This is a genomic window from Vicinamibacterales bacterium, from assembly GCA_036504215.1.
Classification (GTDB): Bacteria; Acidobacteriota; Vicinamibacteria; order Vicinamibacterales; family Fen-181; genus FEN-299.
This window is the reverse complement of record DASXVO010000070.1, coordinates 23253-49494: the sequence shown is the minus strand read 5'-3', so window position 1 is coordinate 49494 and position 26242 is coordinate 23253. Positions and strand designations below refer to the sequence as shown.

12 protein-coding genes are annotated in these 26242 nt (G+C 67.5%); 8 read left to right on the top strand and 4 right to left on the bottom strand.

Translation table 11 applies throughout. The features are described 5' to 3' along the window. Position 1: 1 nt before the first annotated feature. Entirely contained in the window at positions 2–11629 is an 11628-nt protein-coding gene (locus VGK32_19265; GenBank protein HEY3383909.1) for a carboxypeptidase regulatory-like domain-containing protein, read from the bottom strand. A gap of 348 nt (positions 11630–11977) precedes the next feature. Between VGK32_19265 and VGK32_19260 the strand changes: the two genes are divergently transcribed. Then, entirely contained in the window at positions 11978–13180 is a 1203-nt protein-coding gene (locus tag VGK32_19260; GenBank protein HEY3383908.1) for an MFS transporter, read from the top strand. Positions 13181–13784: 604 nt separating this feature from the next. Further along, on the top strand, positions 13785–15542 hold the full coding sequence (gene sppA / locus VGK32_19255; GenBank protein HEY3383907.1) for a signal peptide peptidase SppA: 1758 nt from the start codon (positions 13785–13787) through the stop codon (positions 15540–15542). 103 nt (positions 15543–15645) lie between these two features. Here sppA and VGK32_19250 read toward each other — a convergent pair whose 3' ends face one another. From VGK32_19250 to VGK32_19240, 3 genes are all read right to left on the bottom strand, one after another. Further along, on the bottom strand, positions 15646–17571 hold the full coding sequence (locus VGK32_19250; protein ID HEY3383906.1) for a peptidyl-prolyl cis-trans isomerase: 1926 nt from the start codon (positions 17569–17571) through the stop codon (positions 15646–15648). 421 nt (positions 17572–17992) lie between these two features. Continuing rightward, positions 17993–18418, bottom strand: a complete 426-nt coding sequence (locus tag VGK32_19245; GenBank protein HEY3383905.1) for a hypothetical protein — start codon at positions 18416–18418, stop codon at positions 17993–17995. Positions 18419–18449: 31 nt separating this feature from the next. Then, positions 18450–19103 (bottom strand): DUF433 domain-containing protein, encoded by a 654-nt coding sequence (locus VGK32_19240; GenBank protein HEY3383904.1) that lies wholly within the window; start codon positions 19101–19103, stop codon positions 18450–18452. 311 nt (positions 19104–19414) lie between these two features. On the opposite strand from VGK32_19240, the gene VGK32_19235 reads away from it, so the two are divergent. The 6 genes from VGK32_19235 to mrdA all read left to right on the top strand — a co-directional run bounded on the left by VGK32_19235 (position 19415) and on the right by mrdA (position 26212). After that, entirely contained in the window at positions 19415–20251 is an 837-nt protein-coding gene (locus VGK32_19235) for a DDE-type integrase/transposase/recombinase (protein ID HEY3383903.1), read from the top strand. A gap of 368 nt (positions 20252–20619) precedes the next feature. Continuing rightward, entirely contained in the window at positions 20620–21675 is a 1056-nt protein-coding gene (locus VGK32_19230) for a GGDEF domain-containing protein (protein ID HEY3383902.1), read from the top strand. A gap of 31 nt (positions 21676–21706) precedes the next feature. Continuing rightward, positions 21707–22732, top strand: coding sequence for a rod shape-determining protein (locus VGK32_19225; GenBank protein ID HEY3383901.1), 1026 nt, complete (start codon positions 21707–21709; stop codon positions 22730–22732). A 134-nt stretch (positions 22733–22866) separates the two neighbouring features. After that, the gene (mreC, locus tag VGK32_19220) at positions 22867–23739 is read left to right on the top strand and encodes a rod shape-determining protein MreC (protein HEY3383900.1); all 873 of its coding nucleotides are present in this window, start codon (positions 22867–22869) and stop codon (positions 23737–23739) included. Then, a complete protein-coding gene (gene mreD / locus VGK32_19215) occupies positions 23736–24248 on the top strand; it encodes a rod shape-determining protein MreD (protein HEY3383899.1) in 513 nt (170 codons plus the stop codon). The genes mreC and mreD overlap by 4 nt, the downstream gene beginning before the upstream one ends. 14 nt (positions 24249–24262) lie before the next feature. After that, on the top strand, positions 24263–26212 hold the full coding sequence (gene mrdA, locus VGK32_19210; protein ID HEY3383898.1) for a penicillin-binding protein 2: 1950 nt from the start codon (positions 24263–24265) through the stop codon (positions 26210–26212). The last annotated feature ends 30 nt before the right edge of the window (positions 26213–26242 follow it).

The following is a 26242-nucleotide window of genomic DNA, read 5'->3' as shown; positions in this document are numbered from 1 at the left end:
CCTACCAGATGTCCGCGATCGCCGCACGCACCTCGGTGATGTGCACGGCCGACACCGCCGTCCCGGCCGTCGGCGCCGGCCCGGTGTAGGTCGGCCGCAGGCGTACGGCCGCGTCGTACACCTCGTCCAACGCGGTTCGGAGCTCCGCGATGTGCGCCGCCTTCACACGCGTCGCCCCGGCGGCCAGCGGCGCATCGCTCCATGAGAACGCCGGCAGCGAGTAGCGCACGCGGAGGTCGTCGATCCGCTGGCGCAACTCCGTGACGTGCGCGGCCTTGATCGTCGTCATGCGCGCCTGCAGCGGGTCGTCCGTGAACGCCAGCGGGTTGCGGTCGAGCACGAAATTGACGTCCGGCACCATCGTCTCGACGACGACGCTCACCGGCGTGCCGCTGGTGACCGGGCACGTCCCACCCGGGCACGCGACGCCCGAGAAGACCTGGTTGCTGTAGCCTGACACGCTCGTCGTCCGGAGGAAGTACGTGCCGGCCGGGAGGGTGAGCGCGTAGCTGCCAGTTGTCGTCTGCGTCGTGGCGACGAGTGCGCCCGTGCCGTTGTACACCTGCACCGAGGCCTGCAGCACCAGGGCGCCGTTGGTCTTGTCTGTGACCGTGCCCTTGATGGATCCGCCCAACGTCAGCGCGAAATCGATGCCCCATGTCGTTGCAGACGCCGCCACCGCCACCGGGGTTCCCACCCGCGGATCGCAATCCCCGGCGCAGGCCACGCCCGAGTACATGCGATTGAGCCAACCGACCGAGTTCGCGGTCGCCACGCGGTACGTCCCGACCGGAAGCCCGGTGATGGTGTAACTGCCGGACGAGACGGGCGTGGAGCCCGCCACCCGCCCGAGCACGTCGTAGGCGTTGACCGTGACGCTGCCTGCGATGCCGCCGCCCGTCGCGGCATCGGTGACGAGGCCGGAGATCGAGCCGGCCGACTTGCTGAGCGCGATGTTGATGCCAGGCGTCGCGGCCCCTGCCGTTACCGCCACGGGTGTTCCGGCGGCCGGCGAGCAGGCGCTTCCCGGGCACACCAGCGCGGCGTACACCTTCCCTACGTAGCCAAGTGCGGTGTTCGACGCCTTCACGAAGTACGTCCCCGTCGGCAGCCCCGACAACGTGTATGTGCCGGTTATCGACGCGCTGATCGTGGCGATCACCTTCCCGGCCTGATCCCACGCGGAGACGCTGGCGCCGACGACTGGCGCGCCGGACGAGCCGTCGGTAATCGCGCCGCTAATCGTGCCCGATGGCGCGAGCGCGAAGTTGATGTTCGCGGTGGTCGCCCCGCCGGACACCGCAACGGGCGTTCCGGCGAGTACGACGCAGGTTGCGTTCGGGCACGGAATCGCCGGATAGAGGAGCCCGATGTAGCCAACGGGTTCGGAGGACCGGCTGCCGGCCCACACGTAGTAGCTCCCTGTGGCCAGTCCGGTCAGACGATACGTGCCCGACCCGTCGGTGGTGGTCGACGTGAGGAGTTGCCCGGTTGCGTTGTAGACGTAGACCGACTCCTTCATCAGCGGCGTTCCATTTCCCGCCCGAGTCACGGTGCCGGTGATGACTCCTGCCGGATCCATCGCGAAGTCGATCCCGGTAGTCGGCACGCCGGCAGCCACGGTGACGCCCGTCCCCTTCGTCACCGAGCAGGTCGACTGCGGACACGCAACGCCCGAGTAGACCTGCGTGACGTATCCCGTCGAGCCGACCGACCCGTACGCGTAGAGGTAGTAGTTGCCGGCCGGGAGGCCGGACCTCGTATAGACGCCGACGGCGTTCGTCCTGACGCTGCTGAGCGACCTGCCGCTGCTGTCGTAGGCATAAACGTAGATGCTCGGCAGCGGGAACCCGGTCGCAGCGCTCGTCACCTTCCCGACAATCGATCCTCCCATCGCCAGCGCGATGTCCTTCCCCGTCGTGGCGCTGCCCGCCGTGACGGCAATCGGCGTCCCCTCGACGACGATGCAAGAGGCGCCGGGACATGGGGCGTTGTCGAACCGTTCGTCGACGTAGCCCAGGGAGTTCGACGTGCGAATGAAGTAGTTCCCAGTCGCCAGGCCGGTCTTCGAGTAGGCACCCGCGGCGTCGGTGACGACCGATGTGGTGCCGCGACCGAGTCCGTCGTAGACCACGACCGAGACGCCCTTCAGCGGCAGGTGCGAGGCCTCGTCGGTGATCGTGCCCGCAATCGAGCCGCCGACGGGCAGTGTGAAGTCGATGCCGCCGGTGTCGTTGCCCGCCGTGACGGCCAACGGCGTTCCCTTGGTGACGATGCACGTGCCGCACGCCGTTCCCGGGTACAGCACGTCCACGTACCCCTTGGAGTTCGTCGTCCTGGCGAAGTAGGTGCCGGCGGGAATCCCCGTGGCGCGATAGAAGCCCGCGCCGTTGGTCGTCCCCGTTGTCAACAACACACCGGTCTCGGCGTAGATCGACACGTTGACGCCGGCCAGCGGCAGATTCGTCCCAGCCTCGCGCACCGTTCCGGAAACGGTGCCGCCCTTGACGAGGGCGAAATCAACACCGCTGGTCGTGGCGCCGGCCGTCACGCTGACCGGCGTGCCACCAGACGCAGAGCACGACGATCCGCATGCCAGGCCTGAATACACCTGGTCGAGGTACCCATCGCTTCCGTAGACATAGGTCCTCAGGTAGTAGGTTCCGGTGGCCAGGCCGGAAGCGGTGTAGAGGGTGCCGAAGCTGTCGGTGTAGAGGTACGAGATGTAGCTGCCCGCCGAATCGTAGATATCAACTTCGACGTTCGTCAGCCGAACACCCGTCGCGGCATCGGTGACCGTGCCGCTGATCCCGCCGCCCTTGTCGAGCGAGAAGTTGATGTTCGAGGTCGCCGCGCCGAGCGTGACAACGACCGCCGTGCCGGCCATCGCGTGGCACGTCGTGCCCGCGGGGCACGTGGCGTTGGCGTACACCTTGTCGATGTATCCGCTTCCCGCCGACGTGCGCAGGTAGTAGGTGCCGGCGGCGAGGCCGGTGGTCGTGGTGTAGACGCCGCCGACATTCGTCCTCGGCGACTGCACCTGGTTTCCGGCGCTGTCGTAGACGTAGACGGATGCATTGCTGACCGGACGGCCGGTCGCCGCCTCGGTCACGGTGCCGGCGATGCTCCCGCCAGGCGTCAGCGAGAAGTCGATGCCGGTTCGCACGGCTCCGGCCGTCACCGCGACGACCGCGCCCGTGGGCGTCGGCGGGCACGTCGAGCCGCAGTTGACCTGGTTGTAGATCTGGTTGAGATAGCCGAGCGCGTTGGACGCCTGGAGGTAGTAGTCGCCCGCTGCCAGCACGTTCGGAATCGAGTAGGCGCCGTTGCCGTTGGTGACGGCCGAACCGAACATCGTGCCGGTCGGGCCGTAGGCCGTGACGCTGATGCCCGCCAGCGGCGCACCGGTGCCGGCCGCGGTCACCGTCCCCTTGATGCCGGCGCCCTGCGAGAGCGCGAAGTTGATGCCGGTCGTCGGCGTCGATGCCGCCACCGTGACCGGCGTTCCGGTGGTGACCGTGCACGTGCCGCCGGGGCAGGCCGTCCCGCCGTAGAGTTGATCGACGAAGCCCTGCGGGCTCGACGCGCGCAGGTAATAGGTGCCGGCCTCGAGCGGGGTGTCGACACTGAACCGGCCGCTGTCGTTGGTCGTCCACGACCCGGGGTTGCTGCCCGTGCTGGTGTAGACGTATACCCTGACGCCGGCCAGCGGTGCCCCGCCAATCGCCGCCGTCACCGTGCCGCTGATCGAGCCGCCCTTCGGCAACGCGAAGTCGATGCCCGACGTGATCGCACCAAGCGTCACGCTCACCGGCGTGCCGGCTACCGTCGACGTGCACGACGTGCCGCAATCGAGGCTGTGATAGACCTGACCGAAGTACCCGGCCCGTGAGTTCGCCGTCAGGAAGTACGTGCCCGTCGGCAGGCCGCCCGACGTCATGTAGAAACCGTTGGCATCGGTTGTGTACGAGCCAACGCCGGACCCCGTCTCGGACACGACCTGCACCGATACGCCGGATACGGGCGCGCCGGTGCCCGCGGCCGTCACCGTCCCGCTGATCAGGCCGCCCGGTGGCAGCGAGAAGTTGATGCCGGACGTCGTCGCACCGGCGGTGACGGTGACCGGCGTTCCAATCGTGGCGCTGCACGTGGCACGTGGGCACGCGACGCCGTTGTACGCCTGGTCGAGCGCGCCGGCGGAGTTGTAGGTCTGCAGGTAGTACTGCCCGGGAGCCAGCACGCCGGTCGTGTAGACCCCGGTGGTCGTGCAGTTGCTGGAAATGTACTGGCTCGCGTTGTTGTAGACGTACACGCAGACCGACACCGGGCCCGGGCTTCCGGGCAGGGCGATCGTCCCGGAGATCTGGCCTCCCTGGACGAGCGCGAAGTCGATGTTGGACGTCGTCGCGCCGGCCGTGACGGGCACCAGCGCGCCGGCCGCCACGCGGCAGTCGTTTGCCGCACAACTCGCGCCGCCGTAGACCTGCCCAAGGTACGTGCCGCTGTTGGCAGCCCTGACCGCGTAGGAGCCGGTCCCGAGGGTGCCGGTGGAGGTGTAGATGCCGTCACCGCCCGTGGTGACGGTCTCGACGGTTGATGTCGATGACCCGCTGACCGTGTAAATGGAAACCGACACGCCCGACAACGGCGTGCCGGTTCCGGCCGCCGTCACCTTGCCGCTGATCCGGCCGCCCGGTGCCAGCGCGAAGTCGATGCCTGTCGTCGTCGCGCCGACGGCCACGGGCACCAGCGTGCCCATCGTGACATAGCACGTGGTCGTCGGACAGTTGAGGCTGGGGTAGACCTGCGGCAGCGATCCCGCCACCGACGCTCGCACGTAATACGAGCCGGCCGCGAGCGACCACGGAATCACATACGCGCCGCTGGCGTCGGTGGTGGCGGTGTACGCGGTGCTGCCGTTGCCCCAGTAGGCAGCGACCGACGCGCCTGCGACGGGCAGGCCGCCGCGCGTCACCGTTCCGCTGATGCCGCCGCCGGCCGACAGGCTGAAGTCGACGCCTGTGGTGGGCTGGCCGGCCGCCACCGTGACCGGCGTACCCCCTGTCGCCGAGCAGGAGGAGTCGGCGCATGGAACGCCCGAATACAACTGGTCGACCGAGCCGAAGGCGTTCACGGTTCGCAGGTAGTAGATCCCGGCCGGCAGCGGTACGTTGGTCGTGTACGCGCCGCTGGCGTTCGTCGTCGCGCGCCCGAGGTTCGAGCCGCTGCTGTTGAAGAAGACCACGCCGACGCCGGGCAGCGGCGTTCCGCCCGATGTGCGGACCGTGCCCGAGATCGACCCGCCCCGGCCGAGCGCGAAATCGATGCCCGACGTCGTCGTTCCGGCGGTGACCGTCACCGGTGTGGCGTCCAGCCAGGAAGACGGACACGACGTGCCGCAGATCACGCCCGAGTACACCTGGTTGAGATACAGCACCGTGGCCTGCGTCTTGACGTAGTAGGCGCCCGGCAAGAGCCCGGTCGGCGCAGTGGTGAAGAGGCCGTTGGTGTCGGTGGCCACCGTGGCGACCGCCGTGCCGCTTGCGTTGTAGACCCCCACGGCCACGCCGTAGATTGACGCGCCGGTCGCCGCAGCCGTCACCGTGCCGCCGATGAACCCGCCGCGTGACAGCACGAAGTTGATGCCGCCCGTCGTGGCGCCGGCCGTCACGGCAATCGGCGTCCCCTCGCGCGCGACGCAGTTGGCGCTCACGCACGGCAGGTCGGCGTACAGCCTGTCCACGTAGCCCGACGCGTTCGACGTGAACAGGTAATACGTGCCGGTCGGCAGCCCGGGAATGCTGAAGACGCCGGCGCTGTTCAGGCCGGATGATGTGACCGAGGTTCCCGTGCTGTCGTAGAGCCTGACCGAGCCCGCGATCGGCAGGCCGGTGTCGGCTGCGGTCACCGCGCCGGTGAGGACGCCTCCCTGAGCCAATGCGAAGTCAATGGCCGGGGTCGTGCCGCCGGCCGTGACAGCTACCGTGGTGGCGCCGGCGAACGGGCACGACGATGGGCCGCAGTTCACACCCGAGTAGATCTGGTGGATGTAGCCCGTCGCGGTGGTCGTGCGAACGTAGTACGACCCGGCGAGGACTCCCTGCACGGCGTAGCTGCCGTTGCCGACCGTCGTGGCCGACGAGACGAAGCTTCCGGTGGGCGAATACACGCTGATCACCACCCCGGGCAGCGGCGTGCTCGACCCGGCCGCCGTCACCGTGCCGGTGACCTGGCCGCCCGAGACGAGCGCGATGTCGATGCCCGGTGTCGTCACCGCTGACGTCACCGCCACCGGTGTCCCGGATGTCCACGTGCAGGGCGTGGCCGGGCACGCGGCGCCGCCGTAGAGCTGCCCCACGAAGGTTCCCACGCCCCCGGCTCGCACGTAGTAGAGCCCCGTGGCCAGGCCGAGCGACGTGGCGTACACGCCGCTGGTATTTGTCGTCGTCGAGCCGACGAGCGCGCCCGCCGTCGTGTACACGCCGACCTGAACGCCCGACAGCGGCGCGCCGCCGGACGCGGCCGTCACGATTCCGGAAATGGTGCCGGCGGGGGAGAGCGCGAAATCGACGCCCGTCGTCTGCACGCCGGCGTTCACCGGCACCGCGGCGCCCGACGTGACCGTGCACGTGCCGACACAGTTGGTCGCCGCGTACAGCTGGTCGACGTACCCCGGTGCACCGTATGCTCGGAGGTAGTAGAGGCCGGTCGGCAGCGGCACGTCAGTCGCGTAGACCCCGCTGCTGTTCGTCAGGACCGCCGCGAGAGAGGCTCCGCTGGAGTTGTAGAACTGGACCGTCACACCGGGAATCGGCGTGCCGCTTCCCGCGGCTCTCACCGTGCCCGCGATCGACCCGCCGCCCGTCAGGGCGAAGTTGATGCCCGAGGTTGTCGATCCGGCCGTGACGCCAACGAGCGTGCCGTCCGTCGCCGCCTGGCACGAGGTCGAGCAGTTCAGGCCGCTGTAGATCTGGTTGAAGTAGCCGTAGGCCGTCAGATTCGTCTTCACGAAGTACCCGCCGGTTGGGAGGCCGGGGATCATGTAGACGCCGTTGCTGTCGGTGTAGACCGTGCTGCCGGTGCCGGCACCTCCGTCCGTGGTCGCGACCACAGGCACGTTCACGAGCGGTGCGCCGCTCCCGGCTGCCGTGACCGTGCCCCGGATCGCGCCGCCCATCGGCAGGGCGAAGTTGATCCCGGACACGGTGGCAACCGTCGTGATGCTCACCGGCGTGCCGTTCGTCACCAGGCACGTGGCGGTGCGACACGGCAAGCCGTTGTAGAGCTGATCGACGTACTGCGACGACGCTCCGCTCGACGTCTTCAGGAAGTACGAGCCGTTCGGCAACGCCGGAGTGGTGTAGACGCCGCCGGAGGTGGACGTGGACGAGACGAACACTCCCACGCTGTCGTAGAGCATGACCGTCGTCGTCAGCGGCACGAGGGTGGCCGCATCGACGACGGTGCCCGTGATCCTGCCACCCGGTTTCAGAAGGAAGTCGACGCTGGCAGTCGTTCCGCCAGCCGTCACCGGCACCGGCGTGCCCAGCGTGATCGGGCACGTTGCCGCCGGGCAATCCGCCCCGGTGTAGATCTGGCCGATGTACGCAGGCTGGCTCGCCGTCCGCACGTAGTATGTCCCGGTGGGCAGACCCGTCGTGGTCCTGTAGACGCCGGCGCCGTTGGTGCCCACGGTGTTCACGACACCGCCGCTCGAATTCAGGATCGAGACCGAGACCCCGGCCAGCGGATCGTTCGTGCCGCTCGCCCTCACCGTGCCCGTGATGATTCCGCCGGCCGCCAGGCTGAAGTCGATTCCAGACGTCGTCTGCGGCGCCGTCACGGCGAACGGCTGCCCGGACATGGTCGACGGGCACGATGTGCCGCAGATCTGGCCGCCGTAGAGTTGCCCGAGGTAGCCCGATGTCCCGTAGATCATGGCGAAGTAGGTACCGGTCGGCAGGCCCGTCTGCGTCGCGTAGACGCCCGCCGCATTCGTCGTCGTGCTCAGGCTGCCCGCGCTCGAGGCGATGGTCACCGACACGCCGGCGAGGCGGGCGCCGCTGCCGGCCGCCGTCACCGTGCCGGTGACGATTCCGCCGACGCCGAGCGCAAAGTCCACGCCCGTCGTCGCGACGCCGGCCGTCACGCCGATCGGCTGCCCCGTCAGCGCGCTGCAGCTCGAGAACGGGCATTCCCGCCCGCCGGAGACCTGGTCGACGTAGCCGAGCGCGTTCACCGTCCGCAGGTAGTAGGTGCCGGTGACGAGTGGTACGGTCGTCACGTAGGCTCCGGTCCCGTTCGTCACCGCCGAGCCGGCCGAGTAACCAGAGCTGTTGAGCACGTTCACCGTCACGCCCGCGATCGGCGAGCCGCTTCCCGCGGCCGTGATCGTTCCGCTAATCGTGGCGGTAGCCGGCAACGTGAAGGCGATGCCGGACGTCGTGGCGCCGGCGGTCACCGCGACCGGCGTGCCGTCGGTCGCCAGCGGACACGAGGACGCGCACGTCAGCCCGCTGTACACCTGGTTGATGTACCCGGACGTGGCCTCCGTTCTGAGGAAGTAGTTCCCGGGGGTCAGGCCGGCATTCGTCGCGAACACGCCGTTGACGTCCGTCGTGACGAAGCTTCCGACCATCGCCCCCGTGTCGCTGTAGATCGAGACGGAGATGCCTGGCAGCGGCGCTCCGGTTCCCGCCGCCCTGACGGTGCCCTGGATTGCCCCGCCACGCGCCAGCGAGAAGTTGACGCTGGACGTGGCGCCGGCGACAACCGCGACCGGCGTGCCGGTGAGCACCGTGCAACTGCCGAGACGGCACGTGATGCCGCTGTGGAGTTGGTCGACGTAGCCGTTCGAGTTCGACGTGCGAACGTAGTAGCTGCCAGTGGGCAGGCCGATCACCGTGGTGTAGGCGCCCGAAGAATCGGTGGAGATCGTGGTCAGGCCCGTGCCCGCCGCCGAGAAGACGGTGACCGAGACATTGGCGAGGCCGACGCCCGTGCCGGCGGTCGTGATGAGGCCGGCAATCCCGCCGCCTGTTGCCAGCGAGAAGTCGATACCCGAGACCGTCGCACCGGCGGCAACCGGCACCCCGGTTCCCGTCCGCATCGAGCAGGCCGCCGCGACGCACGTCCCGCCGCCGTAAATCTGATCGATGTAGCCGAAGGGGTTCGCCGTGGTGACGTACACCGTGCCGGTGGTCAGCGGCACGTTCAGCGTGTAGGCGCCAAGACTGTTCGTGGAGCCCTGGACCAGGATGATGCCGGAGGCGCTTCGAGCGTGAACCAACACACCAGCGATCGGCGCGCCCGTCGCCGCCGACCTCACCGTGCCCGTTACGCCGGCCGTGGGCGTCAGCGCGAAGTTGATGTTGGTGAGGGACGTGGTCCCCGTGATGGTCAGCGGCGTTCCCATCGTGGCCGACGGACACGACGCGCCGCAGTCGAACGCCTGGTAGTTCTGGCTCTGGTAGGCGCTGGAATTCGCGTTGGCCCGCGCGTAGTAGGTGCCGGGAGGCAGGCCGACCGTCGTCGTGTAGCCGCCGAGGCTCCCGGGGGTGGTGCTGTCAACGTACCAGCCGAGGTCGTTGTAGATGTCGACCGTGACGTTGGCGATTGGCAGCCCGCTTCCCGCCGCAGTGACCGACCCTAACACCGTAGCCCCCTGCGACAGCGTGAAGTCCTTGCCCGTCAGCGCGCCGCCGGATGTCAGCACGACCGGCGCGCCGAGACTCGTCGAGCACGTCCAGTTCGGACAGGTGACCGCCGGATAGAGCTGGTCCACGTATCCGACGTAGTTCGATGTCCGCAGGTAGTACGTGGCCGCAGAGAGGCCGGAGATCGCGTACGCGCCGCCCGCATCTGTCGATGACGACATGCAGTTGCCGCCGCCCAGCGGACACGCGCTGACGCTCACAAGCGTCAATGGCGCGAGGGTTCCTGCCGCCCGGACCGTGCCGCTGATCTGCCCCGTCGGCGCCAGCGCGAAGCTGACGCCGGATCGCGTCGCGCCCGCCGTGACCGGGATGGGGGTGCCATTGGTCACCGGGCACGAGCCGCCTGGGCACGGGAAGGCGGAGTAGACCTGCGGCGCCCATCCTGGGCTGTTCGTCACCTTCGCGTAGTAGCTGCCGGTCGGCAGGTTGATCGCGGCGGTGTAGGTCCCATCGGCGCCCGTCGTTGCGGTCCCTTTGCTGTATCCCGAGACGTCGTAGATTGTGACCGTCACCCCGGACAGCAGCGGCGTGCCCGGCACCGCCCCCGTCACCGTGCCCGAGATGGCGCCGCCCGCCGCCAGCGAGAAGTCGATGTTCGACGCAGGTGCGCCGGCCGCTACGGTGATCGGTGTGCCGGTCTGGAGGTAGCAGTTGCTGGCCGGGCACGCCAGGCTCGGGTACAGCTGGTCGATGTAGCCGGTGACGTTCGACGTGCGGACGTAGTACTGACCGGGTGGCAGCGAGTGGGTGTAGATCCCGCTGGCGTTCGTGGTGACGGTGCTGACCGGGTTTCGGCCGAGCGAGTACGCGACGACGCTCGCATTCTGGATGGGCGTGCCGGTTCCCGCGGCCGTCACCGTCCCCGTGATCTGGCCGTTCTGCACGAGCGCGAAGTCAACGCCCGTCGCCGCCTGCGGCGCCGTGACCTGCACCGCGGTGCCCATCGTCGCCGGCGGGCACGTGGTCCCGCAGTTCTGTCCGCTGTACACCTGTCCGGCGTAGCCGTTGCCGCCGCTCGTCTTCAGGTAGTAGCTGCCACTCGGCAGGCCGAGGTAGGTCGCGTAGGCGCCGCTGGCGTTGGTAGTGACCGACCCGAGCAACGATCCGCCGGAGTTATAGAACGAGACCGTGAGGCTGGCGAGTGGCGTCCCGGTGCCGGCGGCCGTCACCGTTCCGGAGATGCTGCCGCCAGGCGCAAGGGCGAAATCGCGGCCCGCCGTCGTGGACCCCGCCGTGACCGACACCGGCGTGCCCGTGCTGAGACTGCAGACCCAGTTCGGGCATGGCGTGCCAGCGTACAACTGGTCAATGTAGTTCGACCAGTTCCATGTGCGCAGGTAATAGGTGCCGGTGGCGAGGCCGTTGTAGGTTCGATACGTGCCGTCCGGAAGGGTCGTCACGTAGTCGTATTGCGAACCGTCGGCCAGGTAGACGTAGACCCTGACGTTCGACAGCGGCGCCGACGTCTGGGCGTCGCGGACCGTCCCCGAGATGAAGCCAGCCGTGAGGAGCGAGAAGTTGATGTTCGGCGTCGTCACACTCGCGGTTACCGTGACCGGTGCGCCGGTCGTCACGGCCGGGCAGGTGTTGCCGCAGTTGATGCCGTTGTAGATCTGCGAGAGATACCCCCCCGGTAATCCCGTCGGACTGATCCGGACGTAGTAGGTGCCCGGCGTGAGGCCGCTCATCGTGTAGACACCCGAGGTGTCGGACCACACGCCTCCAACGAGGCCTCCACTGCTCGTGTAAACCGTGATGCCGATCGTGAAGCCGTTGATCGGCAACCCGGTTGCAGCCGACGTCACGGTTCCAGAGATCGCTCCGGTCTGCGCATTCGCCCACCCCACCGACAGCAGAAGGGCGATGATGACGGCCAGGGTGCGGATCGAGGTGGGAGCCGTTCTCTCGTGCACAGAGCCTCCGGGCTGGACGCGCTGAGTTCGCTGGCCGGCAACGCGAGCGACACGGTGCCACCGGGCAGGACAGTGCGTCCGAGCGACTGCGGACGTCGGTCACCGATAAACGCCGACACGCGAGATCGCGTGCCGGCGCGAGAGACGCTGTGGCTGAACTGAGACTGAGACTGAGACTGAGAGAACAACGGGCCGTGTTGCAGCCGTGAGAGTAGGGCTGAGCGCGCTCGAAGTCAAGGCAGGTCTGTGAGGTGCACGACTGATACAGCGTCCGGTCCAGCCATCGGGCTCGGCGACGGTCTCGGGTGGCACTCATGGCGCGTGCGAATGACGCTACACTGACCCTGGATGCGGTCCTCGACCTCTGAATCGCCGCGGCTCTTTCCGGTCGTCCTGGCGGGCGCCACGGCCTTCCTGGATCTGTACTCGACCCAGCCCCTGCTGCCGTTCCTCGCCCGCGCGTTCAAAGCCACCACGCTTGGCGTGAGCCTCACGGTCACGGCCTCGACCGTCGGCGTCGCGATCGCGGCCCCCCTCGTCGGGCGCCTGGCGGACCGCGTGGGACGCAAGCGGGTCATCGTCGGCGCGGCACTGGCGCTGGCACTGGCCACGTTGATGGCGTCCACGTCGACCACGCTCGGGCAGTTGATCGCGTGGCGCTTCCTCCAGGGGGTGTTCACGCCCGGCGTGTTCGCGGTGACGATCGCCTACATCCACGAGCAGTGGCCACCATGGCGCGCCGGGGCGGCCACGGCCGCGTACGTGAGCGGCACGGTCGTCGGGGGCTTTTCCGGCCGCGTGATCGCCGGCGTCGTCGCCGCCGACATTACGTGGCGCTCGTCGTTCGTCGTGCTCGCGGCACTCAACCTGGGGGCGGCTGTGGCGTTGTGGCGCTGGCTGCCCGTCGATCTGCACCCGGTTCACGCCCGCGAAGAGTCGCGGGTCGACGCGCTCGTCGGCCACCTGCGGAATCCGCAACTGGTCAGCGCCTTCGTGGTCGGCTCCGGCGTCCTGTTCTCGCTCGTCGCGCTGTTCACCTACGTGACGTTCCTGCTGGCCGCGCCGCCGTTTCACCTCAGTACCGTGGCGCTTGGTTCCGTGTTCTCCGTCTATCTCGTCGGAGCGGTGATCACGCCGTTCGTCGGCCCGGTCATCGATCGGTATGGCCACGACCGCGGTATGGCCGTCGCGATCACGTTCGGCGTCGTCGGCGCGTTGCTGACACTCGTCGGCACGCTCGCGACGATCCTGGCCGGGTTGGCGATCGCCTCGACCGGTGTGTTCATCGCGCAGGCGGCGGCCAGCAGCTACGTCGGTTCGGCTGCGACGCGCAATCGTGGCCTCGCGGTCGGCCTGTACGCGACTTGCTACTACCTGGGCGGCAGCGCCGGCGGTTCGTTGCCAGCGCTGTTCTGGGACCGCTGGGGCTGGCCCGCCTGCGTGATCCTCGTCGTCGTCGTCCAACTGATCGTGGGTGCCATCGCCCTGCGCTTCTGGCATCCGCACAATCGTCCGGCGCGCCCTGCCGGTCCCCTCCGGCTGCGCGTCTGAGGCGATCGGTCCCCGTCGGAGCGGATCTGGCCTCGCGCCGCGCGGCGCGGGGCCCGGGCCGCCCACCGGCGAGGGCGCCCGGCAGACGCCGGCCGGCGCCGAGCCGCTCGGCGCGCGGGGAAACCAGCGCTCCAGCGGTTTGTCGGCGGCAGGGCGGGGCCCCACTTCGTCACCCCACCCGGATCTCTGGCGCTTGCGCGTTGGTTTCCGTGCTGTCGCCCCCGCGACGCCTCGAAGGCTCGGCTCCGCCCGGCGTCCTCCGGTCGCCGTCCGCGCCGGCGACGTGGTGGGGCGGGGACCGAGAGCCGCCGCCGGGAGGCTTCGCCCGGACAGCGCCGCGCGGCGCGAGGCCCGGCCCGCTCCGCCGGCGTGAGCGCCGGCCGGGGGGTGGCCGATACGACACGGACATCACCGCGTCTCGGGCAATCGGTCAACCAGAATTCGGAATCGGATTCCTGGGGCGAGTCTCTGAAGCCCCGCGCCGGGTCCAGGTTGGCGCCCGCCTGAACTACCAAGGGCGATATACTCCTTCGTGAATGATCCGGGTGGGTCGGGGATGCTGAGACACGCATCTCCTTGGATTTGCACCTCAGAGGAGGCGTCCGTGGCGGTCCGACGCGGAGTGGCACTGGTCCTCGTTCTCGTGATGATCGCCTGCCTGATCTCGTTCGGCGGGCTTCTCGCGATCTGGCTGATGCTGGGCCGCGAGCCATCGGTTCCGACGCGCTCCACCCTGGTGCTCCGCATCGACGGCGACCCGAGCGAGGGTGGACCGGACGAGAGCTTCAGCCAGTTCCTGCCGGTCCAGCGGACCCCGAGCGTGCGGACGCTCGTCCAGAACGTTCGAAAGGCCAAGGCCGACTCGCGTATCGTCGCGCTCGTCGTCCGCCCGAGCGCGCTGGCGTCGCCTTTCCTCGCCAAGGCGCAGGAACTGCGTGACGCGATCCTGGACTTCCGGCGGTCCGGCAAGCCGGCGATCGCGTACCTCGAGGACGGCGGCCAGACCGAGTACTACCTCGCCACCGCCTGCGACCGCATCTTCCTCGTGCCATCCAGTCCGCTGCAGCTGACGGGCCTCGCGAGCTACGAACTGTTCCTGCGCGGCACGCTCGACAAGATCGGCGCGTATCCCGACATGCTCCACATCGGCGCGTACAAGACGGCGCCGAATCAGCTGACCGAGAAGACGTACACGCCGGCCCACCGCGAGATGGCCGAATCGCTGAACCGCGACAGCTACGAGCAGATCGTGACGGCCATCGCCGACGGCCGGAAGAAGAGCGAGGGCGACGTACGGGCGCTGCTCGACGAAGGGCCGTTCCTGCCCGAGGACGCGCTCCGCGCCGGGCTCATCGACGACATCGCGTATCAGGATCAGCTGGCCGACAAGGGGAAGATCCCATTCGGCAAGGACCAGCGGATCGACATCGACGACTACACCAGGGTCAGCGCACGGTCGCTCGGCCTCGAACGCGGGCCGCGCGTGGCGGTGTTGTACGCGACCGGTACGATTGTGTCGGGGCGCAGCGGATACGACCCGACAAATGGATCGGTTCTCGGATCCGACACGCTGATCGAGTACATCCGGAAGGTCCGCGAATCCCCGGACATCAAGGCGGTGGTGTTGCGGATCGACAGCCCGGGCGGGTCGGCCGTCGCGTCCGACGTGATCTGGCGCGAGCTGACGTTGCTGCGCGACGCCAAGCCGGAGAAGCCGCTGGTCGCGTCGATGTCCGACCTCGCGGCGTCGGGCGGCTACTACATCGCGATGGCCGCGCCGCAAATCGTCGCGGAGCCAGGTACGCTCACCGGTTCGATCGGCATCTTCGGCGGCAAGATCGTCACCGGCGGCACGTTCGCGAAGCTCGGTGCGAACATCGAGGGCGTCAGCATTGGACGGCACGCGGACATGAACTCGCCCACGCGGCCCTACAACGAGGGCGAGCGTGCGAAGGTGGGCGAGCAGTTGCAGGCCTTCTACGATCAGTTCGTCGAACGGGTCGCCGCGTCGCGCCACTCGACGCCGGAGCGCGTGGACGCCATCGCGCAGGGCCGGGTGTGGAGCGGCCGGCAGGCCAAGCAGATTGGGCTGGTGGATGCGCTTGGCGGCCTCGATCGCGCGATCGCCCTGGCCAAGCAGAAGGCGAAGATCACCACCGATGTCGAGATCGTCGTCTATCCGCCGCGACGGACCTTCTACGATTTGCTGACCGCGCAGTTCGGTGGGGCCGACGAGATGACGCGGTTGGCGTCCTGGCTGGGGATTACCGAGCGGCGCGCGGTTGGCATCGTGGCCGCGCCGTTCACGCTGTTCCACAAGGGCGAGCCGCTGGCGATGCTGCCTTACGGGTACTTACGATGAGAGGCGGACACGGAAAAGGGCGCAGGTTGCTGCGCCCTTCCCCGTGTCCGAATTCTGCCTTCTCAGGTCTCAGTTCTCGCTTCCGAATCCTGAATCCAGGCTCCTACCCGATCACCCTCTGCAGGTTCTCGCGGTTCACGTCGATCTTCATGCGCTGCTTCGCCTTCAGCATGTAGGCGCTGAAGAAACGGCCGCGCCGCTCGTTCAGCATCTCGCCCTTCATGCGGTCCCGCTCGGCAGCGAACTCGCTCGGCGTCGGCTCGCGGTGCTCCACGACCCGGACGATGGCCACCGCGTTGTCGGTGGCGATCGGATCGCTGACCGCGCCGGCGGGCAGCGAGAACGCGACGTCATCGACCTGCTGGCTGACGCCGAGGTCGGGCAGTGGCGCGTCGCGCGCCACGAGCTCCGTCGTCTTCACCTCGAGCCCCGCCGCCTTGGCGGCCTTGGTGAAGTCCGCGGCGCTCTTGAGCGAGCCGCTCACCGCGAGCGCCTTCTGGCGCGCGAGTTCCTTGGCCTTCTCCTTCGTCAGATCCTCGCGGACCCGATCCTTGACCTCGTCGAGCTTGGGCACGTGCGGAGCCTGCGTGCCGGTGACCGTGAGGAAGGCGTAGCCGCGCGACACGCGGACCGCGCCGCTCACCTGGCCCGATGCCAAGCCGAAGGCCTCGGCGGCCGCCTGCGGTGAGGGCCCGAGGCCCATGATCGGTTCGTCGCGCGTGAAGAAGCCCGACTCCTGCACCTTCAGGCCGCGCCCAGCCGCAACCTTGTCGAGATCGGCGGGCGATCGGATCTCCTTCTCGAGCGCCGCCGAGTCGTCGGCCGCCTTCGCCTGCGCGCGCTCCCACGCGAGCTGGTCGGCGATCTGCGGGCGCACCTCGTCGAGCGTGCGCGTCGTGCCCGGCTTCTTGTCGGTGACCTTGATGATGTAGAACCCGTATTGCGTCTTCACCAGATCGCTCACCTGGCCCGGTTCGAGCGCGAACGCCACCTCGTCGAACTCGGGGACCATCTTGCCCTTCTGGAAGTAGTCGAGGTCGCCGCCGTTCTTGGCCGACGCTTCGTCCTCCGAGTACTTCTTCGCCAGCGCGGCGAAGTCGGTGGTGGCCTTGGCTTCCTTGAGGATGCCTTCCGCCTTCGTCCTGACCTCGGCTTCGTTCTTGCCCGCGGTCTTCAGGAGGATCTGGCTGGCACGCACCTGCGCGGGCGTCGAGTAGAGCTCGAGGTTCTCGTTGTACGACCGCTCGATCTCGCGCGACGTCGGCTGGGTCTTGGCGCGGATCGCGTCGAGGTCCAGCAGCAGGAACTTGATCCGCCGCTTCTCGCCGATGCGGTACTGCTCCTTGCGGCCCTCGAAGTACGGCACGAGCTCGGCGTCGCTGACCGTGACCTCCGGGCGGAACTTGTCCGCGGCGAAGCTGACCATCTCGAGCTTCACTTTCTCGTTCCGCCGCCGGTACTCGCGCTCGACGTCCTTGTCGGTGACGCTGACCCATTGGGTGAGCGCGGCCCGCAGCTTGTCCACGACGAGGCTCCGCCGGAGGTTCTCCTCGAACTCCTCGACCGACATCGGCGGCCGCTGCATCCGCAGCAGCGCCGCGTAGCGCGCCTGGCCGATGAACTTGCCGTTCTCCTGGAACGCGGGGATCGCGAAGATCCGCTGCGCCACCTCGGCGTCGGTCACGTCGATGCCCTGCTTGCGGGCCTCCAAGAGCGATGCCTGCTCGTCGACCATCTGCTGGAGAATCTGCTGATCGAGGCCGAGTTGCTTCAGCATCTGCTCGCTGACGTTGCCGCCGTACGCGCCGCGGTACATCTGCATCTGCGCCTGATACGCGCGGCGGAACTCGGCCACGCTGATCTGGTGGCCATCGACGGTCGCGACCGTATCGCTCGACAACGCGGCTTCACCGCCGTCGCCCCGGCCGAGGAACGCGGGGATGTAGAAGATGATGAATGCGAGGACCACGAGAGCCAAGCTCCACTTGAGCCAGCCCTTGTGCCGACGCATCCGGTCCAGCATGGTCATGATTCAACTCGCCTCTAGGGAAAGGTTCCAGCCGACAGAATCACCTATCATATGACGGACGCAGGGACCCGGCAAGCCGGGCGCGCCGCCGGTAGTGGGTCAGTTTGAAATCGGCGCCCCTTGCGCTTCGGCCGGTCGGCTGTCATATTGTGGGCATGCCTACCCGAGCAAGCAGGACAGGGGTCAAGCGTGACTTCGTCGAGGTGGCCAGGGGCGTCGTCGAGCAGGCCATTGGCGAACACCTAGACGGCACTCCGCTACCACCAGAACCGCCGGATACCAGAAACCCGGCGGCTGTGGCACTGAGCAAGTTGGGGGCATCCAAGGGCGGGAAGGCGAGGGCCGAGAAGCTGTCAGCGCGCAAGCGCAAGGAAATCGCTAGGAAAGCGGCGAACACCAGGTGGTCAGCCAAGAAACGCAACTAAAGCCGGCCAAATTTCCTTTTGGTCTTGAGCTGAGCGTCGGTTAAGCTCTCGGCCGGTTCTTCGTATCTAGTCATGACCTTCACGTTGCCACCCGTGTGAATGTGCGCAACAAATGCGGTGCAGTTCTTTCGCAGTGTCGAGATGATGTTCGTTCGCGCCTTAACCAGCGTAGCCAAGACTTCGACGAAGTGCGTTTCCCGCTTGGTCACCACCCGGAACAGCGGGACGCTCAGTTCAGCCATCATGACCATTGTCTCGGGCGTGTACCGCATCTCATCGCAGGTGACCAGCGCCCAGCCCTCCTCGCCGCAACGCTCAACAACATCCTTATCGCTGGTCCCTGGAGAGAAGCTGTCTCTATGAGCGATGATGGTCCAGCCGTCCAGCATCTGACATGGCTCGACGATAATCGGAGAGCTCATGTTCTCGTCGAGCTGGAGTACGCACTCGCGCCTACGCTGCGGCGTACCTGATGGCTTCTCGGACATCAGCAGGAGTTAGGTTGTAGTCCTTGGCGAGTTGATCTGGGGTTTCTCCTGCTCGTCGCCGACGCGCAAGAAGTTCCACGAGAATACCGGTGCCCTTTACGACTGGCCGCCCGCCCGAAACGCGATGGTTGATTGCAATGTGCTGACATCCAAAGGGCCGCAACTGGTAAGGCCCGTAGGTGTCATAGTCGATACGATCCAGGTATCTCTTAAGGAATTGGCGAAACTCCAGTTGCCCACCGCTCGACAGATTCTCAATGTCTCCCGTTACCGTTGTGGCAAATAGGCTTCGGTACCCGCTGGCGGTGAACAGATCCCGCTCCAGTAGGGGATGAGCCGAACCAGGGGCGCTTAATCTCAACTTCTCGACTGCCGCGCGAATGCGCTGTAGCCATGCCTCGCGCTGTAAAGCTACCTTGAGGATGTGGACCTCTAGCAGGTTGTAGAATGACAAACCCAGGCGCGGTTCACATTCAATAAGCGCGCGTCCGCTCTTAGGCTTTCGCAGCCAATGACGCAGGGTGCTCCGCGGAACGTCGACCATTGCGGCAACCTCGGCCACGCTGTAAATCGGCGTGTCGCGAGGGTCGGCCGCAAATTCTAAGAGCGTTCCTGTCATCCGCTTAGGTCTCCGCCAACGCAGTATGCAAACCATGACTCACCCCCTCGTGATACACTGAAGGTGAGTCGTCGCGCTGCAATTGGGCCACCACCCAAGGAGTCAGCCGACTACGCAGTTTCTCAGGAGCGTGTAGCTCTCTCCTCGGTCACTCCCTCTATCGGAACAATACCGCCAACACGTTACGATCTTTGCGCTGACTTTCGCGCTTTGATCGCCGGAGGTCTATCTGCAATTATGCGCCTTCTGCACTAACTCGGAGTCATTTTTCCCACTTGACAATGCCTTGTCGAGCACGTATATGAGTCAGTATGAACAAGCTGAGCGTCGAGAAGCGCGCGGCGGTTGTGGCGGCCCTGGTGGAAGGCTGCAGCATCCGGGCGACGGTCCGCCTGACGGGCGTGGCGAAGAACACGATCGTCAAGCTGCTCACGGAACTCGGCCCGGCCTGCGAGAAGTTCCACGATGGGGCGGTCAGAAACGTCCGCTCGCGCCGAGTGCAGTGCGATGAGATCTGGTCGTTCGTCGGTGCGAAACAGAAGAATGTGCCGGCCGAGAAGGCGGGCCAGTTCGGCATCGGCGACGTGTGGACCTGGACGGCCATCGATGCCGACAGCAAGTTGATCGTGTCCTGGCTGGTTGGGACGCGCGACGCAGGCGCGGCGTACGCGTTCGTGCAGGACGTCGCGAGCCGGCTCCGGAACCGGGTGCAGCTGACGACGGACGGCCACAAGCCCTATCTGGCGGCGGTCGAAGATGCTTTCGGCGCAGACATCGACTACGCCGTGCTGCAGAAGATCTATGGCTCTGCGCCGGAAGGCGAGAAGCGGTACAGCCCGGCGCAGTGCCTTGGCTGCAAGGTTGAGACGGTCACGGGCGACCCAGACCCGAAACACATCTCGACGTCCTACGTCGAGCGCCAGAATCTGACGATGCGAATGTCGATGCGCCGGTTCACACGTCTCACAAATGCGTTTTCAAAGAAGGTCGAGAACCATTGCGCGGCGGTTGCCCTCTACTTCGCCTACTACAACTTCTGCCGCGTGCATCAGACGCTGCGCGTGACGCCCGCGATGGAAGCTGGGCTCGCTGATCACGTCTGGTCAGTTTCGGAAATCGTGGCCTTGCTCGACCGAAAGGCAAACTGACCCACCACCGCGCCGCCCGGAGGTCGACTCGAGCGGGCGGGCGTCAGTGTGGCGACCGTCCGGACAGGACCCGCCCGGAGGTCAACTCGAGTGAGCGGACGGCCACCGGCCCCGGGCGCCGTCAAAAAATGCGCCAACCGGCGAATCAGGGCTGCAAAGCGGGCCGGGCTGTGTGGTATATTTGCGTGGTATAGAAGAACTTAGCGGCAGTTCTCTGTTCGCCAGCTGACCTTGCGGGAACCCAGGGCGCCAGGCGCGTGCGCCAGACGACGGCGGACGCGGTGAGTGGCGAATCTCTGTGCTTCCCGGTACCTCGGTCCGTCGGATATTCCGGCCGCCGCGTTCTCGTACCCAGTGAGGTTCTCGCGGTGCGGCTTCGCGAATTCCTGCAGGGACTCAAGTCGAGTGGACGTCGTGCCGTTGTGCAGGACTCGATCCTGCACGCCACGGGCAGCACGCGCGTGCCCGAGCGCATGGCGGCGCAGTTCGTCGATCTGGCGGCCGACTGGTTCGGCGGTGATGCCTGGGCCGTTCTGGCCATGGACGAAGGGCGGGGATTGCGCTGGCTCGCCGAGAAGAACGTCGCCGGGCGTCATCGCGGGCTGGTCGCGGATATGGCCGATCGCGTGGTGGCGGGTGGGCAGCCGCTCTGGCGGGCTCCGACGGCACGTGAGGCGGGCCGACGGGCTGCCATGTCCACGCCGGCGCTTTTCGGGCTGCCGCTGCGGTCACACGGCCGCGTGGTCGGGGTGCTCGTGGCCGTCGAAGAGAAGCCAGCCGCCGATGCGCCAGCCGTGGACCTGGGCCACGATCGCCTGGCCCCGATCTTCGCCCTGACCGATGCCGTGGCCGGTTCGCTCGATGTCGCCCTGCGCCTGAAGCGCGCCAATGCCTTGTCCTCGGTGGACGACCTGACGGGCCTGTTCAACTCCCGGTACCTGTCGGGGGCGCTGCGCCGCGAGGTGAAGCGCGCCGTACGGACCGGGCGGCCGCTGTCGCTGCTGTTCGTCGACCTGGATGGGTTCAAGGGGATCAACGATCGCTACGGCCACCTGTGTGGCAGCCGGGCGCTCGTCGAGGCGGCCGGACGGATCCAGTCGGGTGCGCGCGAGACGGATGTCGTCGCGCGGTTTGGCGGCGACGAGTTCGCGCTGATTCTGCCCGATACCGCACGCGAGGGCGCCCTGCTCGTGGCCCAGCGCGTGCGTGAGCGCGTGGCGAGCCAGCCCTTCCTCGAGGGTGAGGGCATTGGCTATCGCCTGACCGCGTCGGTCGGCGCGGCGACGCTGCCCGACGTGGCGGAGACGCCCGAAGCGCTGCTCGCGGCGGCCGACACCGCGATGTATCGCGTCAAAGGTCGCGGCAAGGATGGAATCGAGTCGGCCGAGGGGCTCGCGCCCGTCGCGCCCGGCAGTACACGCTAGCCCGCATTACTTGACGACGTAGGAGCCTTCATTGAGTCTTCGTTCTGTGTTCTCGCTCTTCTCCAGCGATCTGGCCATCGATCTCGGCACCGCCAACACCTGTGTGTATGCGCGCGGCAAGGGCATCGTGGTCAACGAGCCGTCGATCGTGGCCATCAACAAGATCAACGGTCGGGTCGAGGCCGTCGGCAAGGAAGCCAAGGAGATGCTCGGCCGCACGCCGGGCAACATTGTCGCCATCAAGCCGATGAAGGACGGCGTCATCGCTGACTTCGAAGTCACCGAGAAGATGCTCACCTACTTCATCAAGAAGGCCCACAACCGCAACATGTGGGTTCGCCCGCGCATCGTGATCGGCGTCCCGTCGGAGATCACCCAGGTCGAGAAGCGCGCGGTCAAGGACAGCGCCTACCGTGCCAAGGCCAGCGAGGTGCACCTGGTCGAAGAGGCGATGGCCGCGGCCATTGGCGCCGGGATGCCCATCACCGAGCCTTCCGGCAACATGATCGTCGACGTCGGCGGAGGCACCACGGACATCGCCGTCATCTCGCTCGCGGGCATCGTCTACAGCAAGGCGGTCCGCGTGGCGGGCAACGAGATGGACGAGGCGATCATCCAGTACATCAAGAAGACGTACAACCTGCTCATCGGCGAGCGCACGGCCGAGGCCATCAAGATGGAGATCGGCTCGGCGTTCCCGCTCGAAGAGCGGTTGACGATGGAGATCAAGGGCCGCCACCTGATCGAGGGGGTGCCGAAGACGATCACCGTCACCGACGAGGAGATTCGCGAGGCCCTGGCCGAGACGGTGAACGTCATCGTGGACGCGGTGCGCGTCGCGCTCGAACGCACGCCGCCGGAGTTGTCCGCCGACATCGTGGACCGCGGGATCGTGATGACCGGTGGTGGCTCGCTGCTGAAGAACCTGGACAAGCGGCTGCGCGAGGAGACGGGCCTGCCGGTGGCGATGGCCGAAGACCCGCTGTCGTCGGTCGTCCTCGGCGCGGGCAAGATGCTGTCGGATTTCAACCTGTTGAGAAAAATCTCGATCGACTGAGTCCTCCGATGCACAAGTTCGGCAACGTATTCGTGGCTTCAGGACTCAGTGCTGAGCGAGCGGCACCGGCCGCGTGCGCCGAGTGCGGATTGTGGCCGTAGTTGCGAGTCGAAGTACTAAGTCCTAGTGCGTCCATGGCACTTCCCGACATCCGGCAGCGAAGCGGCTACCTGTTCCTGGCCGTCGCCGTCGGGCACATCATCTTGATCTCCGTGCAGGTGAACTCGCGGTCGGGAGTTCCGCTGCTCCAGGCCGTGGTCTTCGGCGCATTTGCCGAGGTGCAGCGAGCGACGTCGGGCGCGGTCCGGGCGGGCCGGACCGTATGGGACGCCTATGTTGGCCTCCAGGACGTGCACCGGCAGAACGACGCGCTTCGACAGCGGGTGAGCGATCTGCAAGTCGCGCTGCAGAGGTCCCGGGAGCTGGCCGGCGAGAGCGAGAGCCTCCGGCGACTGCTCGGCCTGCGTGACAAGACCCAGTGGTCGACGCGGCCGGCCGAGATCATCGGGACGAGCGCGACCGCCGATTTTCGCACGCTCACGATCGATCGGGGAACCGCCGACGGCGTCCGCGCGGACATGGCGGTCATCGTTCCGGACGGGGTGGTGGGCCGCGTGGTCATGCCCTCACGGCGGGCGTCGAAAGTGCAGCTGCTCGTGGACCGCAGCGCCGCCGCGGCCGTCATGGTCGCACGGTCGCGCGCGCAAGGGATCGTGCTCGGCAGCGGCGAGGCGTTGCTGCGCCTCGAGTACGTGAGCACGTCGGCCGACCTCGCGGTTGGTGACCAGGTGGTGACGTCGGGCATCGACGGGATCTACCCGGCGGGGTTCGTGGTCGGCCTGGTGGAGACCATCGAGAAGGCGGGCGGATCGTTCCGGGCGATTCGCGTTCGGCCGGCGGTCGATTTTTCCGCACTCGAGCGGGTGCTCGTCGTGCTCGCCGGTCCGGCGGCGCCTGCCGCGCCCGGGGCGGCCACGCCGGACGCGAGCGCGGAGAAGCGCGAGTGACGGCCCTGCGCGTCATCCTGACAATCGCGGCCGCCCTGGCGCTGCAGACCACGCTGGCGCGCTTCCTGGTTCGAGGTGAAATTGGGGTGGACCTCGTGCTGGTGGCGGTCGTGTTCCTCGCCCTGCGGTCGGGCCCGACCGTCGGCATCGTGTCCGGCACGATGGCCGGGCTCGCGCAGGACGCGTTGACCAGCGGGATCGTCGGCATCGGTGGCCTGGCGAAAACGCTGGTGGGGTTTCTCGTCGGGACGGTCGGGACGACGTTCATCCTCACGCAGTCGGTGCCGAGGTTCCTGGTATTCTTCGGCGCGACCGTGCTGCAGATGGCGGTGATCATCGGGTTCCATGCGCTGCTCGACCCGGGGCCGATCTCGTGGCCCCTCGGGGGCGTCGTCGCACAGGCTTTGGGAAATGCGCTCATCGGTCTCATGGTGTTCCAGGTGACCGAGGGCGTGCCTCGCTTGCTCGAGCACCGACGTGCCATGGGCCGCGGGCGGGCCAGGCGATAATCGGGTAGGACTTCATGTTCAGGTTCGTCACCGGTGATGGGCCGGGGCCAGTCGGGCTGCCGGAGGATCGGCGCAAGCTGATCACGCGGCTGATCATCGTGCAGTACTCGGTGGTCGGCCTGTTCGTGGCGCTGGCGCTGGCCTTCTGGTACTTCCAGGTGGTCGAGCACCCGAAGTTCCGCGAGATGGCGGAGAACAACCATCAGCGGACACTCGGGCTGCGCGCGCCGCGCGGCGTGCTGTTCGATCGCGGCGGACGGGCGCTCGTGGAGAACCGCGACTCGTTCGTGATCTCGGTCGTCAGGGAGCACAGCCACAACCTCGACCACACCATCCAGCTCCTCGCGCAGGTCCTCGGTGTGGACGAGGCGACGGTCCGCGAGGTCGTGCGCCGCCATCGCAGCCAGCCGAGCTACCGCCCGATCCCGATTGTCGAGGACGCCACGCTCGCCCAGGTGGCCGCGGTGACCGCCCGGCGGCTCGATTCGGAACTGCCCGATGTGCTCGTCGAGCGCGTGCCGACGCGACACTATCCAACCGACGCCCTCGCGGCGCACCTGTTCGGCTACGTCGGCGAGGTCACCGAAGGGCAGCTCGTCGACGAGGGGTTCCACTCGGGAGACATCGTCGGCCAGGCGGGCGTCGAGAAGGTCTACAACAAGGTGCTGATGGGCACCGACGGCGCCCGCCGCGTGGTCGTCAACAGCGTGGGGCGGGAGATCCGCACGCTCGACGAGGTGCCGCCGTCGGAAGGCCGCCGCGTGCAGTTGACGATCGACTACGACGTGCAGCGGGCGACCGAGGACGCGTTCAAGGGGCTCGGCTACTCGGGATCGGCGATCATCCTCGATCCGCGGAACGGGGAGATCCTGGCGTACACCAGCCTGCCCGCCTACGACCCGAATTCCTTCGCCGCCGGCATCAAGCGCGCGACCTGGAGCGACTTGAACAGCGACAAGCTGAAGCCCCTGCAGAACCGGGGCATTCAAGGGCGGTACTCGCCCGGGTCCACCTTCAAGATGGTGGTGGCAACGGCCGCGCTGGAAGAGGGCGTCATCACGCCGGATTTCCGCGTCAACTGCGTCGGCAGCGCGACCTTCTTCGGCCGCCCGTTCCAGTGCTGGAGCCTGAAGTCGCTCGGCCACGGCCACGGCGCGCTGGACCTCGAGCACGCCATCGAGCAGTCGTGCAACGTCTACTTCTACACGCTCGGCAACATGGTCGGAATCGACAAGATCGCCAAGTGGGCCAAGCTGCTCGGCCTGGGCGAGAAGACCGGCATCGACCTGCCGAACGAACTGCAGGGCATCATGCCGTCGCCAGAGTGGAAGAAGGCGACCACCGGTGAGAAGTGGTACGCGGGCGAGACGATCTCCGTGTCGATCGGCCAGGGCCAGGTGTCGGTCACACCCGTGTCGATGGCGGTCTACATCTCGACGATCGCCAACGGCGGCACGCGCCACGTGCCGCACCTGGTTCGCGCGGTCGACCAGGGGCGCGGGTGGCAGGTGGTGCCGCCGCCGCCCCCGAAGTCGAAGGTCGAGTTCAAGCCGGAAACGCTCGCGACGATCCACCAGGGGCTCTGGATGGTCGTCAACGGCGCGGGGACGGGTGGCAACGCGCGGATGGCCGGGAGAGACGTGGCGGGGAAGACCGGCACCGCGCAGGTGATTTCGCTCCAGGGGGGCAAGGCGGCGGCGGGGAAGACCGAGATGGACCTGCGCGACAACGGATGGTTCGTGTTCTTCGCGCCGCGCGACAACCCGGAAATTGCCGGTGCCGTGTTCGCCGAGCACGCCCTCCACGGGGCCGAGGCCGCGCGCGTCGCCCGCTTCGCCATGGAGACCTATTTCGCCAAGAAGGAAGGCCGTCCGCTGCCGCAGTTCGTGCCTCCACCTCAGCCCGCGGCGACGCCCGCGGTGCCGGTGGTGGCGGCCGTCACGGGCGGCGTACGACACGAGTGATTCCTCGCGGCGCAGGCAGAAGATAACGTC

Excerpts from the sequence above, each read along its gene's own strand:
- VGK32_19260 (HEY3383908.1), top strand. The coding sequence starts at position 11,978 with ATGCGGTCCTCGACCTCTGAATCGCCGCGGCTCTTTCCGGTCGTCCTG.
- VGK32_19250 (HEY3383906.1), bottom strand. The coding sequence starts at position 17,571 with ATGACCATGCTGGACCGGATGCGTCGGCACAAGGGCTGGCTCAAGTGG.
- VGK32_19245 (HEY3383905.1), bottom strand. The coding sequence starts at position 18,418 with ATGAGCTCTCCGATTATCGTCGAGCCATGTCAGATGCTGGACGGCTGG.
- VGK32_19240 (HEY3383904.1), bottom strand. The coding sequence starts at position 19,103 with ATGACAGGAACGCTCTTAGAATTTGCGGCCGACCCTCGCGACACGCCG.
- VGK32_19235 (HEY3383903.1), top strand. The coding sequence starts at position 19,415 with ATGAACAAGCTGAGCGTCGAGAAGCGCGCGGCGGTTGTGGCGGCCCTG.
- mreC (HEY3383900.1), top strand. The coding sequence starts at position 22,867 with ATGGCACTTCCCGACATCCGGCAGCGAAGCGGCTACCTGTTCCTGGCC.
- mrdA (HEY3383898.1), top strand. The coding sequence starts at position 24,263 with ATGTTCAGGTTCGTCACCGGTGATGGGCCGGGGCCAGTCGGGCTGCCG.